Genomic DNA, 16,560 nt, shown 5'->3' with positions numbered 1-16,560 from the left:
CCTTATTCGCGGTCGTCGGTCAGGGCGGCAAAGCCGCGTGCCTGACTTTCGACGATACTGGGCGTTTCGATCTCCGAGCCCTGGGTGACCACGCCCATCGATTCGAACTTGCGGGCGGACGGCAGAACCCTGCTTTCCATCGAGGCGACCGCCTTGTTGTAGTGATCGACCGAGCGGTTCAGCCCCTTGCCCACCGCGTCCAGATGGCCGCCGAAGGTGTTGAGCCGGTCGTAAAGCTCTTTCGCCACCTTCTGCACCTCGACCGCGTTCTCGGCCATCTTCTCCTGCTGCCATCCATAGGCGATCGCCTTGACCAGCGCCATCAGCGTGGTCGGCGTGGCGATCAGCACCTTGCGTTCAAAGGCGTATTCGATCAGCGCGGCGTCCGCCTCCACCGCCGCCGAGACGAAGGTTTCGCCGGGGATGAACATCACCACAAAGTCCGGCGTGGTCGGGATCTGGTCCTGATAGGCCTTGGACGACAGCAGCTTCACATGCTGGCGCACCTGGGCGGCGTGGCGGGAGAGGTGGTGTTGCTGCTGTTCCGGCGTTTCGCATTCCAGCGCGTCGAGATAGGCCTCCAGCGGGGTCTTGGCGTCGATCACGATGCTCTTGCCGCCGGGGATCCGGACGATGGCGTCGGGGCGGCGGGCACCGTCGTCGGTGTCCATGTGATGCTCCAGCGTGTAATCGACGTTCTCGGCCATGCCGGCCATGTCGAACACCTGGCGCAGTTGCATCTCACCCCAGCGGCCGCGGGTCTTGGGCGCGCGCAGCGCCTGCACCAGCTTGCGCGTCTCGGTGCCCAGGCTGGCCTGCCCCTCGGCCAGTTGCCGCACCTGTTCGCGGATCGCGCCATAGGCGTCGTTGCGGGCCTTTTCGATTTCCTTGATCCGGGTGTCGAAGACGGTGAGTTTCTCGTTCAGCGGCTTGACCAGATTCTCGATCGCCGTCTTGCGCTTTTCCAGATCCTCGCTGGCGGTCAGCTCATGCGATTTGAACCGTTCGGAGGCGAGTTTCAGAAAGGATTCGGAGTTCTGTTGCAGCACCCCGGAGGCGAGGACCGAGAAGCGATCCTCGATCTCCTTTTTCATGCCGCGCAGCTCCTCCAGCCGGGCGGCGTGTTCGGATTTCAGCGTCTTCAGCTCGGTCTCGGCGGTGATTCGCAACTGCTGCTCGTCGCCGTGCAGGCGGCGCAGATCCTCGATCGACTGCACCAGCTCGGGGATGCGCCCGGCCTGGGCGCGCTGTTCGATCAGATCCTCGCGCAGGGTCCGGGCCTCTTCCTCCAGCGGGCGCAGCGCGCCCACCATGCGGCGCAGGGCCATCGAGCGCAGCAGCAGCGCCAGCACGAGAAGCGACAGCGCCACCGTCGCCCAGGTCAGCAACTGTTGCGGCGGGATGGCCCGTATCGCGTTCAGAACGTCATCCACTGTCATCTCGGCCAGAGCCCCTGTTCCTGTTTAGTTCTTTCCCGTTCCAGTTGACCCACACGGCCGGAAAAGGCAAGCCCGCGGGCCTGGGTCAGCTGCGCCCGAACAGCCGCTCGATATCCGAAAGCTTCAGCTCGACATAGGTCGGCCGCCCGTGGTTGCACTGGCCGGAATGCGGCGTCGCCTCCATCTCGCGCAGCAGCGCGTTCATCTCCTCGGCGCGCATGCGGCGGCCAGAGCGGATGGACCCGTGGCAGGCCACGCGGGACAGGATCGCCTCGATCCGGGCCTGGACAAGCTGGCTTTCGCCCTGGTCGTCAAGCTCGTCAAGGATGTCGCGCAGCATCGCGCCGGCATTGACCTCGCCCAGGATGGCGGGGGTTTCGCGCACGGCGACGGCCGTTCCGCCGAAAGGTTCGATGCCGAGGCCCAGTTGGGCAAGATCCTCGGCCACCGCCAGCAGCCGGGCGCAATCGCCAGCGGACAGCTCCACGATCTCGGGGATCAGCAGTGCCTGGGCGGCGACGCCGGTTTCGGCCATCTGTTTCTTGAGCCTCTCATAGACCAGCCGCTCATGCGCGGCGTGCTGATCGACGATCACCATGCCGGTTTCGGTCTGGGCGATGATGTAGTTTTCATGCACCTGCCCGCGCGCCGCACCCAGCGGCAGGGATTCGGCGGCGGTTTCGGGGGCCGGACCTTCCTCCGGTTCCTCGACCACCCGGCCGCTGTAGGCCGTGGAAAGCTCGGCAAAGCCCGGATCGGGTGCGGGACGTTCGCCATAGGCCGGCGCGGGCTGCATCGGGGCCTGCGCCAGATAGGCGGCCATGCGCGCGCCCGGCGAGGGGCGGTCCATCTGATAGACGCGCGGCGGCGCGCCGGGGGGTTCGGGACGCATCGCTCCCAGCGTCGCGGTGGCCACCGTCGATGAGGCGCGGTGCCCGGCCTCGGCCAGCGCATGGCGCAGCGCCGAGACGATCAGCCCACGCGGCAGGCCGGGATCGCGGAACCGCACCTCGGATTTGGCCGGGTGCACGTTGACGTCAACCAGTTGCGGGTCGCAATCGAGGAACAGCGCGGCGGCCGGATGCCGGTCGCGGCTGAGAAAATCGAAATAGGCCGCGCGCAGCGCCCCGGTCAGCATCCGGTCGCGCACCGGCCGGGCATTGACGAAAAGGTATTGCGCCACCGCGGCGCCGCGCGAATAGGTCGGCAGCGCGGCATAACCGAACAGGCGGATGCCCTCGCGGGTGGCGTCGATGGGCAGGGCGTTTTCGGTGAACTCGCGCCCCATGACGCGGGCCAGCCGCGCCTCCAGCGCACCGAACAGGTCACCGGTTTCGGCGTCCGCCCTGAAGGTCAGCCGCCCCTCGCCGCCGCCGGAAACGTCGCGGAGGGTGAGACCGACAGAGGGCTCGGCCATGGCGAGGCGCTTGACCACGTCGGAAATCGCCTGGGTCTCGGCCCGGTCCGAGCGCATGAATTTGAGCCGCGCAGGGGTTGCGAAGAACAGATCACGCAGCTCCACCACCGTGCCGGCGCGCAGCGCGGCGGGGCGCACAGGCTCCATCCTGCCACCGGCGACACGGATGGTCGCCGCCTCCTCGCCCGGCGCGCGGCTGGTGATGCTCAGCCGCCCCACCGCCCCCAGCGAGGGCAGCGCCTCGCCCCGGAAGCCGAAGGTGTGGATGTTCAGCAGGTCCGAGCCGTCGATCTTGGAGGTGGCATGGCGCGACAGCGCCAGCGGCAGGTCGCCGGGCGCGATGCCGCAGCCGTCATCGGTGACGCGGATCAGGGTCTTGCCACCATCAGCGATCTCGACGGTGATGCGGGTGGCCCCGGCGTCGATGGCGTTTTCTACCAGTTCCTTGACCGCCGAGGCGGGGCGTTCGACCACCTCGCCCGCCGCGATCCGGTTGATCGCGGCCTCGTCAAGTTGTCGGATCACCGGGCGGTCGTCGCCGATATTGCGGTTCTGGTATCCCATAACGCCAGATCTAGCATGGCGGCGGGCGATTCTGCCAGACGGATGATGCGGGCTGCGGCCACAAGCCGGTCGGAAACGAGACCGGCCGCGCCTGCCGAGGGGCAGGCGGGCGCAGCCCGGCCAGCGGCCGGGCAGTACGGAGCTTTAGTGGCTGTCCCTAGATTTCCTGCGGGGCGCCGGTGCGGCTGCGGCAGGGACCGAAGCGGGCCGCCAGCGCCAGGATCACGCCCGAGACGGTGGCGATCATCCCCGCCGCGCTCACCGCGTCCTGCGCCCCCAGCCAGAGCGGCCCGTAGCCCGCCAGAACATAGCCCAGCACCGCCGAGAGCACGGCGAAGGCGACGCTCCAGCCCACCTGATGCTCCAGCCGGTCGGTCATCAGCCGCGCGGCGGCGGGCGGGCAGATGAACATGGCGATCACGATGATCGAGCCCACGGCGTCAAAGGCGGCGACGGCGGCCACCGCCGCGACGATGACCAGCGCCAGCCCCAGCAGACCGGTGCGCATCCCCAGCGTGCGCGCGAACCCCTCGTCAAAGGTCGAGAGTTTCAGCGGCCGCCAGAGCAGCCAGGTAAAACCGATGACCACCAGCAGCGTGACAGCCATCCGGATCAGTTCCGGCGGCAGGGCGCCCAGCGCCTCGGGGTCGAGCAGCGAGGCCCAGCCGGTCGCGTCCAGCCAGATCAGGCTTTCCAGATTGCCATAAAGCGCGTGCTGCACGTCCAGATGCACGCTGGAGGTGTCCGATTGCTCCAGCAGCAGCACGCCCCCGGCGAACATCGAGGTGAACACCACCCCCATCGCCGCGCCTGGCTCGATCCGGCCCAGCCGGCGGATCGCCTCGATCAGCGCCACCGCCAGCACCGCCGCGCCGCCCGCGCCCAGCATCATCGGCCAGGCGGCGATCGCGCCGGTCAGCAGAAAGGCGACGACGATACCCGGCAGCACCACGTGGCTGATCGCATCGCCGATCAGCGCCTGGCGCCGCAGCACCAGGAAATTGCCCGGCAGCGCGCAGGCCACGGCGGCGCAGGTGCCGATCAGCATCGGCGTCAGCGACAGCGGGACGAACTCCGCGCCACTCATGGCGTCACCTCCTGCGGGCCACCCAGGCGGCGGTCGATCTCGGCGATCTGGTCGCGGGTCAGCACGGTTTCGATGTCGCGCAGCCCGTCATAGAGGGCGGCGGCCGCCTCATGCTCGGGGTCAGCGCGCAAATCCGCCCAGCGCGCCTCGTCGCGCAGCGCCTTGGCGGCGCGCGCCCGGCCCGCCCCCGTCGGTACGCCGTCCGGCCGCGCCAGCCCGGCGCGGGCCAGCAGCCGCAGGGTCAGACGCTCATAGATCGGCTGGTCCTGGGCCAGCGCCAGCAGCCCCTGACGCAGATGCACCCGCCGGCGATAGCGCAGATGGCGCAGCAGCGCCGCCAGCACCCCGCGCCCCGGCGCGAACAGCAGCGACAGCGCAAAGATCGCAAAGCTCACCAGCACGATGATCGGCCCGGTGGGCAGGCCCGGCGCCGCCGCCGAGACCGCCGCGCCGACATAGCCCGAGAGGCCGCCGAACAGGCCGGCGAGCAGCGCCACGGTCCCCGCCCGCTCGGTCCAGAACCGCGCCGCCACCGGCGGGATGATCAGCAGCGCCACGATCAGGATCAGCCCGACGATCTTGAGCCCGACCACGGTCACCGCCATTACCAGCCCCATCAACGCCAGGTCGAGCCGGTGCACCGGCAGCCCGCGCGCGGTGGCATAGTCGGGATCGAAGGCGACCAGCGTCAGCGGCCGGCGCAGCAGCACGATCAGCGCCAGCGCCAGCGCCCCGCCCAGTGCGATCACCAGCGCATCGGCGCGCAACATGCCCGCCGTCGCGCCCAGCAGAAAGCTTTCCAGCCCCGCCTGCCGCCCCGACCCCATGGTCTGGATCACGGTCAGCAGCACAATGCCGAAACCGAAGAACACCGACAGCACCGCACCGATCGCGGCGTCCTCGGCCAACCGGGTGCGGCGGGTCAGCCAGCTCAGGCACAACAGACCGACCCAGGCCGAGACCGCCGAGCCGGCGAGCAGCCCGATCAGGTTGCGCCCGTCGCCGCCCAGCGCCACCATCACGATAAAGGCCAGCCCGACACCGGGCAGCGTCGCATGCGAGATCGCATCGCTGACCAGCGCCCTTTTGCGCAGAAACAGAAAGGTACCGGTTCCCCCCGCCGATATGCCAAGCAGAGTGGCCCCGATCGCCACCAGCGTGGCGTTGTAGCCCAGATTCAGCAGCAGCGCGTCGGCCAGCATGGCTCAGACCGCCGATTGCGGCAGTTGGTCGAGCTGCGCCAGCGTCAGCCGGCCGCCATAGGCCGCCTGCAGGTTCTCGACGGTGAAGGTCCGGGTCACCGGCCCCTCGGCGACCTTGCGGGTGTTGATCAGGAACACATGGTCGAAATAATCGGTCACGGTGGCCAGGTCGTGATGCACCACCACCACGGTCTTGCCGGCCTGTTTCAACTCTTTCAGCACCGCGATGATGGCCTTTTCGGTCGCCGCATCCACCCCGGCAAAGGGCTCGTCCAGCAGATAGAGGTCGGCCCCCTGCGCCAGCGCCCGGGCGAGGAACACCCGCTGCTGCTGGCCGCCGGAAAGCTGGCCGATCTGGCGACCGGCGAACTCCTCCATCCCGACCCGGCGCAGGCACCCGAGCGCGCGGTCGCGGTGGCGCGGGCGTACCCGGCCCAGCAGCCCCAACTCGCGGTAGAGCCCCATCAGCACCACGTCGATCACCCGGGTCGGGAAATCCCAGTCTATGCTGGCGCGCTGCGGCACATAGGCCACCCGCGCCAGCTGTTCCTTCAGCGGTTTGCCAAAGACCCGCACCCGCCCGGAGAGCGGCGTGACAATGCCCAGCGCGGCCTTGAGCAGGGTCGATTTGCCGGCCCCGTTGGGCCCGATGATCGCGGTCATGGCCCCGGCCGGAACCGTCATGTCGACCGAAAAGACCGCCGGTTTCTCGCCATAGGAGACGGTGAGGCCCCGGATCGCCAGCGGGCTGGCGGCCAGCTCCGTATCGGCCTGAACGGTCTGTCCCTGGGTCGCGGCAAGTTCCAGCATCGCTCAGCTCCCCGCCGACAATTTGCCGTCCATGCCGCGCGCAGGGGCATCGGCGCCCAGCGCCCCGGCGATCACGGTGACGTTATGGTCGATCATGCCGATATAGGTGCCCTCATAGCTGCCCTCCGGCCCCATTGCGTCGCTGTAAAGCTCGCCGCCGATGCGCACCGTGTGGCCGCGCGCGCCCGCCCCCTCGATCAGGGCGCGGATATTGCGATCGGAGACCGAGCTTTCCACGAAAACCGCGCCGATGCCCCGCGCGACCAGCAGATCGACCAACTGGCCGATGCGGTTCAGCCCGGCCTCGCTTTCGGTGGAAATCCCCTGGATGCCCAGCACCTCGAAGCCATAGGCATCGCCGAAATAGCCAAAGGCGTCATGCGCGGTCAGCAGCACCCGGGCCGCCTCGGGCACACCCGCCAGGGTCTTGCCGGCATAATCCGAGAGCCGGTCGAGCGCGGCAAGATGGGCAGCGGCATTGGCGGCAAAGATTTCTGCCGACTCGGGGCGGACCCCGGTCAGGGCGCGCTGCACCTCGGCCACCGCGTGTTTCCACAGATCGGGCACCATCCAGATATGCGGGTCGAACTTGTCCTCGTAATCGTCGTGGTGGCGCAGCAATCCGCGCGGCAGCGCCTCGGCCACCGCGACCAGCGGGCGCTTGCGGCCGAACGCCTGAAAGAACGCCTGCATCTGGGCCTCGAGATAAAGCCCATGCCAGAGCACCAGATCGGCGCGGGTCATCGCCACGATGTCGCTGCGCGTCTGGCGGTAGGAGTGCGGATCGATCCCCGGCCCCATCAACGCCCGGACCTCGACCAGGTCGCCGCCGACCTGACGGGCGGCATCGGCGATCATGCCGGTGGTGGCGACGACCTTGAGCGGCTGCGCCGCCGATGCCGGCAGCATTGCCAGCGGCTGGAGCGCAACCCCGGCCGCGAGAGCGACGACCCTGCGTCTGGAAAGCATCTGAAACCCCACCTGCGTCATTCGTGGCGAATATGCGAATGATTCTCAGAACTGTCAATGCAATTGCGAATTATTCGCAACTAAACGCCGGACGCATCGCTTGCCAAGGCGCGGCCCCCGTGCCAGCCTGCCCGAAAATCAGCCACCGGACCCACCGCATGGACATGACCGACACCGCGCAAACCGCGCATCTTCCGCAGGTGACCGAACCGCGCAATCCCGGCATGGCGCTGGACCTCGACTGGGTGCATGGCGCGCAAGCCAACCGCTCGGCCATCGAACGCCGCGCGGCCACACTGCCCGGCCGCCGCAGCGTCAAGAAAGAGTATCAGGCGGCCTGGCTGCTCAAGGCGATCAGCTGCATCGACCTGACCACGCTGGCCGGCGACGACACGGCGAACAGGGTCCGCCGCCTCTGCGCCAAGGCGCGCCAACCGGTGCACGTCGATCTGCTGGAGGCGTTGGGGGTCGGCGGGCTGACCGTCGGCGCGGTCTGCGTCTATCACGACATGATCGCGCCCGCCGTTGACGCGCTGGAGGGCTCGGGCATCCCGGTCGCCGCCGTCTCCACCGGGTTTCCCGCAGGGCTGTCGCCGTTTCACCTGCGCGTGGCCGAGATCGGCGAAAGCGTGAAGGCGGGGGCCAAGGAGATCGACATCGTCATCTCGCGCCGGCACGTGCTGGAGGGCGACTGGCAGGCGCTGTATGACGAGATGAAGACCTTCCGCGAGGCCTGCGGCGCGGCGCACGTCAAGGCGATCCTGGCCACCGGAGAGCTGGGCACGCTGCGCAACGTGGCCCGCGCCAGCCTGGTCTGCATGATGGCCGGGGCCGATTTCATCAAGACCTCGACCGGCAAGGAGGCGGTGAACGCCACCCTGCCCGTCAGCCTGGTGATGATCCGGGCGATCCGCGACTATCACGAGCGCACCGGCTATCGCATCGGCTACAAGCCCGCCGGCGGGATTTCCAAGGCCAAGGACGCGCTGACTTATCTGGCGCTGATCAAGGAGGAGCTGGGGGATCGCTGGTTGCGGCCCGACCTCTTCCGTTTCGGCGCCTCCTCGCTGCTGGGCGACATCGAGCGGCAGTTGGAGCATCATGTGACCGGCGCCTATTCGGCCGGCTATCGCCATGCAATCGCCTGACATGGGCGCCTGACACGGGCGCCTGACACGGGCGCGACCCGCCTCGGGCAGATGGATATTTGAGCAGAGAAGAAGCCATGACCGTCAAAGAGATCCTCGACACGATGGACTACGGCCCCGCCCCCGAGAGCGCGGCAGAGGCGCTGACCTGGCTGGTGGATCAGGGCGACCGGTTCGGCCATTTCATCGACGGCGCCTTTACAGCGCCCGGGCCGGGGTTCGACAGCCGCAATCCGGCCACCGGCGAGGTGCTGGCGACGCTGACCCAGGCCAGTGGCGAAGAGGTGAACGCCGCCGTCGCCGCCGCCCGCCGGGCGCAGCACAAGTGGGAGCGTCTGGGCGGGCCCGGGCGCGCGCGCTATCTCTATGCCATCGCGCGGCTGCTCCAGAAACATGCGCGGCTTTTCGCGGTGCTGGAGACGCTGGACAACGGCAAGCCGATCCGCGAGAGCCGCGATATCGACATCCCCCTCGCCCAGCGGCATTTCTATTACCACGCGGGCATGGCGCAACTGATGGAGGCGGAGCTGCCCGACCGGCAGGCCATCGGCGTCTGCGGCCAGATCATCCCGTGGAACTTCCCGCTGCTGATGCTGGCGTGGAAGGTCGCGCCGGCGCTGGCGATGGGCAACACCGTGGTGCTGAAGCCGGCCGAATATACCACTCTCACCGCGTTGCTCTTCTCCGATATCTGCCGTCAGGCCGGGCTGCCGAAAGGGGTGGTCAACATCGTCACCGGCGACGGCGCGGTGGGCGAGATGATCGTGGGCCATCCGGATATCGACAAGATCGCCTTTACCGGCTCGACCGAGGTGGGGCGGAAAATCCGCGCGGCGACGGCGGGATCGGGCAAGGCGCTGACCTTGGAGCTGGGCGGCAAGTCGCCCTATATCGTGTTCGACGACGCCGATCTGGATTCCGCGGTCGAGGGGCTGGTCGATGCGATCTGGTTCAACCAGGGACAGGTCTGCTGCGCCGGATCGCGCCTTTTGGTGCATGAGCCGGTGGCAGAGCGCTTTCACGACAAGCTGCGCGAGCGGATGGACAAGCTGCGGCTGGGCGATCCACTCGACAAATGCATCGACGTCGGCGCGGTGGTGGACCCGGTTCAGCTGAAGACCATCTCGGACATGGTCGCGGGCAACACCGCCGGGCAGACCTATCACGCCGATGTCGCGCTGCCGGAGGGGGGCTGTTTCTATCCCCCCACGCTGATCACCGGGCTGGCCCCCTCGGACCGGCTGATGCAGGAGGAAATCTTTGGCCCCGTCCTCGTCTCCACCACTTTCCGCACGCCGGGCGAAGCCGTGCAACTGGCGAACAACACGCGCTATGGCCTTGCCGCGACGGTCTGGACCGAGAATCTGAACCTCGCCCTCGACATCGCGCCGATGCTGGCGGCCGGCGTGGTCTGGGTCAACGCCACCAACCTTTTCGACGCCGCCGCGGGTTTTGGCGGGGTGCGCGAAAGCGGCTTTGGCCGCGAGGGCGGATGGGAGGGCTTGTCGGCCTATACCAGGCCCAAGGCCCGGACAAAGGCGCTGTCACCGGTGCCACCGATGCCGGAGGGGGGCGGCGCCCCCGCCGATCCGCTGGACCGGACCGCCAAGCTCTATATCGGCGGCAAGCAGGCGCGGCCCGACGGCGGCTATTCCCGCCCCGTCTGGTCGAAATCCGGCGCGCTGCTGGGCCATGTGCCGATCGCGGGGCGCAAGGATGTGCGCAACGCGGTCGAGGCGGCGCAGGCGGCCGCCGGCTGGGCCGGGACCTCCGGCCACCTGCGGGCGCAGATCCTTTATTATCTGGCAGAGAACCTTTCGGCACGTGCCGGAGAGTTCGCCCACCGGATCGACGCCATGACCGGCAGGCGCGGCGGCGAGAAGGAGGTTCAGGCCTCTATCCAGCGCCTGTTCACCGCCGCCGCCTGGGCCGACAAATACGACGGTCAGGTCCATGGCGTGCCGATCCGCGGCGTGGCGCTGGCGATGAAAGAGCCGGTGGGCATCATCGGCGCGCTTTGTGCCGACGAGGCGCCGTTGTTGGGGCTGGTCGGCGTTCTGGCGCCGGCCATCGCCATGGGCAACCGGGTGGTGCTGGCGGCCTCGGACCCGTTCCCGCTGGCGGCCACGGATTTCTATCAGGTTCTGGACACCTCCGACGTGCCGGCTGGCGTGGTCAACATCCTGACCGGTCCGCATGCGGATCTGGCCGCGCCGCTGGCCGCGCATCTGGGGGTGGACGCGGTCTGGAGCTTTTCCTCCTCCGACCTGTCCGGCGCCATCGAACGCGCCTCGGCGGGCAACCTGAAACGGACCTGGGTGAACCACGGGCAGGCGACCGACTGGCAGGCGGCGGACCTGCGCCGGTTCCTCGAGGCGGCGACCGAGGTGAAGAATATCTGGGTGCCCTACGGGGAATAGGGGATGGAACGCAGCCCGGACCAGAAACGCTCTGTCCTGATCTTCCACGGGATCGGTGAGCCCCAGCGGGAGCTGGAGCCCGGCGAAGCGGTGTTCTGGCTGTCGCGCGCGCGGTTTTGCGAGATTCTCGACCGGATCACCGGCATGGGCACCACTGCGCCCGAGATCACCTTCGACGACGGCAATGCCTCGGATGCCGAGATCGCCCTGCCGGAGCTGGAGAAACGCGGGCTGCGCGCCACGTTCTTCCTGCTGAGCGCGCGGATCGGTACGCCCGGCTCTCTGTCCGAGGCGGATGTGCGCAGGCTGGCGCAGGCGGGCCATACCATCGGGCTGCACGGGGCGACCCACCGCGACTGGCGCAGACTGGATGCGGCTGGGCGGCAGGCGGAGTATCGCGATGCGCGGCAAAGGCTGGCCGAGCTGGCGGGCGCGCCGGTGACGCTCGCCGCCGCGCCCTTCGGTGCCTATGACCGCCGCGTCACCGAGGCGGTCGACGCCGAAGGGTTCGAGGCGCTCTACACCTCGGACCGGGGGCAGTGCCGCAACACCCGCTTCCTGCGCCCGCGCAACTGCATCGAGGGCGAAATGGACAATGCGCAGTTGGAAGAGGCCCTGCGCGGCCTGGTCCCCTATGGGCGCCGCACGCGACGCCTGCTGGGGCTGATGCGCAAGCGGCTGCTGCCGGCGCGGGCAGCGACATGATCAGCATCCTCGTCCCCGCCTACAACGAAGAGGGGTTCATCGGCGACAGCCTGCGCCACCTGCTGAAATCGGACGACCCGGCAGGGATGGAGGCGGACCATCCGGTCGAGGTGATTGTGGTGCCCAATGGCTGCCAAGACGCCACAGCGGCAGAGGCGCGGGCGCTGGCCCCCGACTTTGCCGCGCGGGGCTGGCGGTTTCGGATCATCGAACTGGCCGAGGGCAGCAAGACCGCAGCGCTGAATGCCGGTATCGCCGCCGCCGCCAACCCGAACCTGGTCTTCATGGACGCCGACATTCATGTCTCGCCCGGTCTGATCGCAGCGCTGGCGCGCGCGGTGGACCGGCCCGCGCCCACCTATGCCAGCGGCCAGTTCCGCATTCGCCGCGCGCGCAGCTATGTCTCGCGCCTCTATGCCCGGTTCTGGGCACGGCTGCCGTTCATGGCCCGGGGCGTGCCGGGCTGCGGCATCGCGGCGGTGAATAGCGCGGGGCGGGCGCGCTGGGATGAGATTCCGGAGGTGATCTCGGACGATATCTTCATCCGCAGCCATTTCGCGGCGGAAGAGATGGTCAGGGTGCCGGATGCGTTTTCCTGGCCCATCGCCGAGGGTTTCGGCGCGCTGGTGCGGGTACGGCGGCGGCAGAACCGGGGGCTGGCCGAACTTGGGGAAAAACGGCCCGATCTTGTACGGAATGCCGGGCAGACCGCGCCGGGTGCGGCCCAGAAGGTCGGGCTGATGCTGCGCGACCCGTTGGGGTTTGCGATTTATACGGCGGTGGCGCTGACGGTGAAGACACCGCTCTGGCAGCCGCGCGGCCGCTGGGACCGCGACCGCGGCGTGTAAGAACACCTGCCCAGCGACATCGGTCCGAGGCGAGCCTTCGAACCTGCGCCCCCAGCGCGGAATCAAGCCCGAAGCGCACCGCGCCGGCGCCGGCCCACGGTCCGGGGCGTTTGCGCGGCTTGTGAACGGCGACAGCCTAGTTGGTGGTGCTCTCCAGCCCCTCGGGCTCGCCCACCACGACAAAGCGCAGCTGATCGGGTTTCAGCAGATCCGCCGCAACGCGGTTTGCGTCACCGAGCGTCACCGCGTTCACCTTGTCGTTGCGGGTGGTCACATAATCGATCGGCAGATCGTCCATCTGCATCCCCACGAGGATGCTGGCGATCCGCTCGTTGCCGTCGAACCGCAGCGGATAGGCGCCGGTCAGATAGGTCTTGGCCTTGTCCAGCTCCTCCGCCGTCACCCCGTCACGGGCCAGACGCGCCCATTCGTCCCGGATCACCTGAACCGCCTCGCCGATGCGGCCATTGGCCGAGGCGACGCTGCCCATATAGACCGAGGCCAGATCGCGCGGCACCAGATAGGAATAGACACCATAGGTCAGCCCGCGTTTCTCGCGCACCTCGGTCATCAGGCGGCTTTCGAAACTGCCGCCGCCGAGGATGGTGTTGAGCACATAGGCGGCAAAGAAATCCGGGTCGTGCCGGCCGATCCCCGGCTGACCGAACAGCGCAACCGACTGTGGCGTGGCAAAGGGCACCACGGTGGTGCCGCTCTCGATGGTGACCTCGGCCTTGCCCGGCATCGCCGCGCCGGCCCGGGGCAGATCGCCCAGCAGCCGGTCCACCAGCGCGCCCAGCGCCTCGGGGGTGATGTCGCCCACCGCCGCCACATAAAGCCGGTCGCGGGCAAAGACCGCGCCATGGGCCCGCACCAGATCGTCGCGGCTGAGCGACGCGACGGACTCCGGCGTGCCCTTGCCGTCCGAGCCATAGGGGTGGTCGCCATATGTCATCGCGCGGAAGGTCTGGCCGGCGATCTCATTGGGATCCTTGGCGTCCGAGGCCAGCCCGGACTGGACCTGCCCCCGCACCCGTTCGATGGCGTCCGCGTCGAAACGGGGCGCGAGAAGCGTATCGCGCAGCAGCGCCATCACGGAATCGCGGTTCTCGGTCAGGAACCGGGCCGAGACCGACACCGAATCCGGCCCGCTGTCGAAGGAAAAAGAGGCCGCCAGCGATTCCAGCTCGCGGGCATAGGCGCGGGCGTCGAGATCGCCCGCCCCCTCCTCCAGCAGACCGGTCATCAGGTTCACCGCGCCACGCTTGCCCGGTGCGTCCAGCGAGGTGCCGCCGCGAAACCGCAACTCCAGCGCGGTGAAGGGGATCGAGTGATCCTCGACCAGCCAGGCGGTGATACCGCCGGGGCTGACCACCTCCTGAATTTTCACCGCCGCCAGGGCCGGAAGGCCCAGCAGCGTCAGAATCAGCGCCGCAAACAGGGTTCTCATTGGGTCACCTCTTCGTAACGCATCAGCCGGCCGGTGACCGAATCCTCCCGGCGCAGGAGAGTGCGGGCCGCGGCCAGAATATCGTCTCCGGTCACGGCCTGAAGCAGATCCGGCCAGGCCTGCACGTCCTCGACGGTCAGACCGACGGCCAGCGCCCGGCCATAGCGGTTGGCGATGCCGGCAACGTCGTCACGTTCATAGATCTGCGAGGCGCGCAGCTGCAGCTTGATCCGATCGAGCTGTTCGGGGTCCACCCCGTCGCGCAGAAAGCTGCGCAGCGTCTCGTCCAGCGCCGCCTCGGCCGCGTCCAGCGAAACGCCCTCGGCCGGCACCACCACCAGATCGAAGGTGGTGTCGTCGAGTGTGGTGCCATTGTAGAAGGCGCCGGTATAGACCGCGATCTTCTGATCGAATTGCAGCTTTTCGGCCAGGTACGAGGTCTGGCCGCCGCCGAGGATCTCGGACAGCAGATAAAGCGCGGCCGCCTCCCGCTGCGCGCCCGGGTCGCGTTCCTGCGCCAGATAGGAACGGTTGACATAGGCCTGCGCCACACGCGCGTCGCGGAACTCCAGCCGCCGGGCGGCGCGCTGCGGCGGCTCCTGCGAGCGGATGCGCGGCGGCAGGTCGGGATTGGCGGGAATGACGCCGTAATAGGTTTCGGCCAGGGTTCTGACCTCGTCGGGCGTCACGTCACCCGACACCACCAGGATGGCGTTATTCGGCGCGTAATAGGTGTGATAGAAGGACAGCGCATCGGCGCGGTCCAGCTCCTCCATCTCGTGTTTCCAGCCGATCACCGGCACGCCGTAGCGGTGGTTGAGGTATTGCGCCGCGTTCATCTGTTCCGAGAACAGCGCCCGCGGGTTGTTCTCGGTCCGCATGTTGCGCTCTTCCAGAATCACGTCGCGCTCGGTGGCGATGTCGCCCTCGGTCAGCCGCAGATGGGTCATCCGGTCGGATTCCATCTTCATCATCAGTCCCAGCCGGTCGGCGGCGACACGCTGGAAATAGGCGGTGTAATCGTAACTGGTAAAGGCGTTGTCCTGACCGCCGTTGGCCGCCACCGTGGCGGACAGCTCGCCCGATTTCATGTTGTCGGTATCCTTGAACATCAGATGTTCGAGGAAATGCGCCACCCCCGATGAGCCGACCGGCTCATCCGCCGAGCCGACGCGATACCAGACCATGTGCTGAAGGACCGGCGCGCGGTGATCCTCGACCACTACCACCTGCATCCCGTTTTCCAGAGAAAAGGTGGTCACCGCCTCTTGCGGGTCCGCCGCCCGACCGGCGGCGGCAGAGGCGGCCAGCGCCCCCGATGCGGCCGCGATCAGGACAAAATTCTTGAACATGCGGGATCTCTCCGTTGCTGCGCACTTCAACCTACGCGCGGCCCGCCCCGGTTCAAGTCAAAGTCTCGTAAACGTGAGCGGCCTCAGGGCTTTGCCGGCGGTGCGGTGGGTGTGCCGGCGCCGGCGCGGCGGTAGAGTTCGTTCGTCGGGAAGGGTTCGAGCGCCTGACGGCGATAGGCCTGTTCATAGCGGTCCACCGGCAGCAGGCGAACGCGGGTCATGCGCGACTGCCGCTTGCGGAACTTGGCATCGGCTTCGGCCAGGGTATCGCGCACGCCGGACTCGACGCCATGGCGCGTGGCGGCCGAGATCAGCGCGCTGTCCGCGGCCGGAACTCCGCCCGGCACGGTGGCCTCGGCGCGCCCGCCCATGGCCACGACCGCATCCGCCATCGGCGTCGGATCGACCAGGTTGGCGGCGCCGGGATCGGGCGCAGGCAGGGCGGAATAGTCGGTGGGCGCGGTCAGCGGCTTCACCGGCAGAATCATGAATTCGTCCGGGCCCGGGCCCGGCGCGCTCAGATTGCGCAGACCTTTGCTCGAGCACCCGGCGACCGAGACCGCCGTAACCAGCATGATCGTAATACCCAGAGGGCGCAGCATGGCCACTCTCTCCCGCCTGTTTCAGGGGTGTTTAACCGATTTGCCGGGCAAGGTCACGGGGCCTTTTTCCGCCGATCGGCGATGCGGTCCTCGAACAGGATGAGGCCCGCCGCGCCGGCAAAGATGAACACGTCCCCGACATTGAACACGAAGGGGTTATTGATGCCGCAGCAGGACATGTTGAGAAAATCCAGCACATAGCCGTAAAGCAGCCGGTCGATCACATTGCCCAGCGCGCCGCCGATCAGCAGCCCGGCGGACAGTTGCATCCGGTGCCCCGCGGACCGCCTCAGCGTCCAGACGAAGACGGCGACGCACACAGCCAGCGAAAAGCCGATCAGCACCCAGCGCGCCGCCTCGGACCCGCTGTCGAGCAGGCCGAAATTGATGCCCCTGTTCTCGCCGTACCGGAAATTCAGGAGCGGCGGCAGCACGTCGATCTCGCGCAGCCGCACCAGCCCCATCCAGTGCACCACCAGATACTTGCTGGCCTGGTCCAGCAAAAAGGCCCAGAATCCGGCCCAGAACAGCATGGCAAAGCGCATGT

Annotated in this window: 14 protein-coding genes; 4 read left to right on the top strand and 10 right to left on the bottom strand. The window is 68.2% G+C overall.

Translation table 11 applies throughout. The features are described from left to right. Nucleotides 1-2: 2 nt before the first annotated feature. The 6 genes from E1832_RS12880 to E1832_RS12855 all read right to left on the bottom strand — a co-directional run bounded on the left by E1832_RS12880 (nucleotide 3) and on the right by E1832_RS12855 (nucleotide 7,488). Nucleotides 3-1,439 carry a DNA recombination protein RmuC gene (locus E1832_RS12880; RefSeq protein WP_245513973.1) on the bottom strand — a complete coding sequence of 479 codons (1,437 nt, stop codon included), beginning with the start codon at nucleotides 1,437-1,439 and terminating at the stop codon, nucleotides 3-5. 85 nt (nucleotides 1,440-1,524) lie between these two features. After that, a complete protein-coding gene (gene mutL, locus E1832_RS12875; protein WP_133360172.1) occupies nucleotides 1,525-3,420 on the bottom strand; it encodes a DNA mismatch repair endonuclease MutL in 1,896 nt (631 codons plus the stop codon). A 157-nt stretch (nucleotides 3,421-3,577) separates the two neighbouring features. Further along, the gene (locus E1832_RS12870; RefSeq protein ID WP_133360171.1) at nucleotides 3,578-4,507 is read right to left on the bottom strand and encodes a metal ABC transporter permease; all 930 of its coding nucleotides are present in this window, start codon (nucleotides 4,505-4,507) and stop codon (nucleotides 3,578-3,580) included. Next, the gene (locus E1832_RS12865) at nucleotides 4,504-5,709 is read right to left on the bottom strand and encodes a metal ABC transporter permease (protein ID WP_133360170.1); all 1,206 of its coding nucleotides are present in this window, start codon (nucleotides 5,707-5,709) and stop codon (nucleotides 4,504-4,506) included. The genes E1832_RS12870 and E1832_RS12865 overlap by 4 nt, the downstream gene beginning before the upstream one ends. Nucleotides 5,710-5,712: 3 nt before the next feature. Beyond that, nucleotides 5,713-6,519, bottom strand: a complete 807-nt coding sequence (locus E1832_RS12860) for a metal ABC transporter ATP-binding protein (RefSeq protein ID WP_133360169.1) — start codon at nucleotides 6,517-6,519, stop codon at nucleotides 5,713-5,715. Between the two features lie 3 nt (nucleotides 6,520-6,522). Beyond that, nucleotides 6,523-7,488 (bottom strand): metal ABC transporter solute-binding protein, Zn/Mn family, encoded by a 966-nt coding sequence (locus E1832_RS12855; protein ID WP_133360168.1) that lies wholly within the window; start codon nucleotides 7,486-7,488, stop codon nucleotides 6,523-6,525. A gap of 164 nt (nucleotides 7,489-7,652) precedes the next feature. Here E1832_RS12855 and deoC point away from each other — a divergent pair, with 164 nt between their 5' ends. The 4 genes from deoC to E1832_RS12835 all read left to right on the top strand — a co-directional run bounded on the left by deoC (nucleotide 7,653) and on the right by E1832_RS12835 (nucleotide 12,609). Further along, a complete protein-coding gene (gene deoC, locus E1832_RS12850) occupies nucleotides 7,653-8,636 on the top strand; it encodes a deoxyribose-phosphate aldolase (RefSeq protein ID WP_245513972.1) in 984 nt (327 codons plus the stop codon). A gap of 77 nt (nucleotides 8,637-8,713) precedes the next feature. Next, a complete protein-coding gene (locus E1832_RS12845) occupies nucleotides 8,714-11,056 on the top strand; it encodes an aldehyde dehydrogenase family protein (protein WP_133360166.1) in 2,343 nt (780 codons plus the stop codon). Between the two features lie 3 nt (nucleotides 11,057-11,059). Next, complete coding sequence (locus E1832_RS12840; RefSeq protein WP_133360165.1) at nucleotides 11,060-11,761, top strand: polysaccharide deacetylase family protein; 702 nt, start codon at nucleotides 11,060-11,062, stop codon at nucleotides 11,759-11,761. Further along, a complete protein-coding gene (locus E1832_RS12835) occupies nucleotides 11,758-12,609 on the top strand; it encodes a glycosyltransferase family 2 protein (protein ID WP_133360164.1) in 852 nt (283 codons plus the stop codon). Before E1832_RS12840 ends, E1832_RS12835 begins: the two co-directional genes overlap by 4 nt. Before the next feature lie 136 nt (nucleotides 12,610-12,745). Here the strand turns inward: E1832_RS12835 and E1832_RS12830 are convergent, their stop codons facing one another. From E1832_RS12830 to lspA, 4 genes are all read right to left on the bottom strand, one after another. Further along, nucleotides 12,746-14,059 carry a M16 family metallopeptidase gene (locus E1832_RS12830; protein WP_133360163.1) on the bottom strand — a complete coding sequence of 438 codons (1,314 nt, stop codon included), beginning with the start codon at nucleotides 14,057-14,059 and terminating at the stop codon, nucleotides 12,746-12,748. Further along, nucleotides 14,056-15,411, bottom strand: a complete 1,356-nt coding sequence (locus E1832_RS12825) for a M16 family metallopeptidase (RefSeq protein WP_133360162.1) — start codon at nucleotides 15,409-15,411, stop codon at nucleotides 14,056-14,058. The genes E1832_RS12830 and E1832_RS12825 overlap by 4 nt, the downstream gene beginning before the upstream one ends. An 83-nt stretch (nucleotides 15,412-15,494) precedes the next feature. Then, nucleotides 15,495-16,013 (bottom strand): DUF3035 domain-containing protein, encoded by a 519-nt coding sequence (locus E1832_RS12820; RefSeq protein WP_133360161.1) that lies wholly within the window; start codon nucleotides 16,011-16,013, stop codon nucleotides 15,495-15,497. A 53-nt stretch (nucleotides 16,014-16,066) separates the two neighbouring features. Then, on the bottom strand, nucleotides 16,067-16,558 hold the full coding sequence (lspA, locus tag E1832_RS12815) for a signal peptidase II (protein ID WP_133360160.1): 492 nt from the start codon (nucleotides 16,556-16,558) through the stop codon (nucleotides 16,067-16,069). Between the last annotated feature and the right edge of the window lie 2 nt (nucleotides 16,559-16,560).

Origin of the sequence: Antarcticimicrobium luteum, from assembly GCF_004358185.1 — a bacterium.
Lineage (GTDB): Bacteria > Pseudomonadota > Alphaproteobacteria > Rhodobacterales > Rhodobacteraceae > Antarcticimicrobium > Antarcticimicrobium luteum.
The sequence above is the reverse complement of the archived record's forward strand: the minus strand, read 5'-3'. Positions and strand labels throughout refer to the sequence as shown.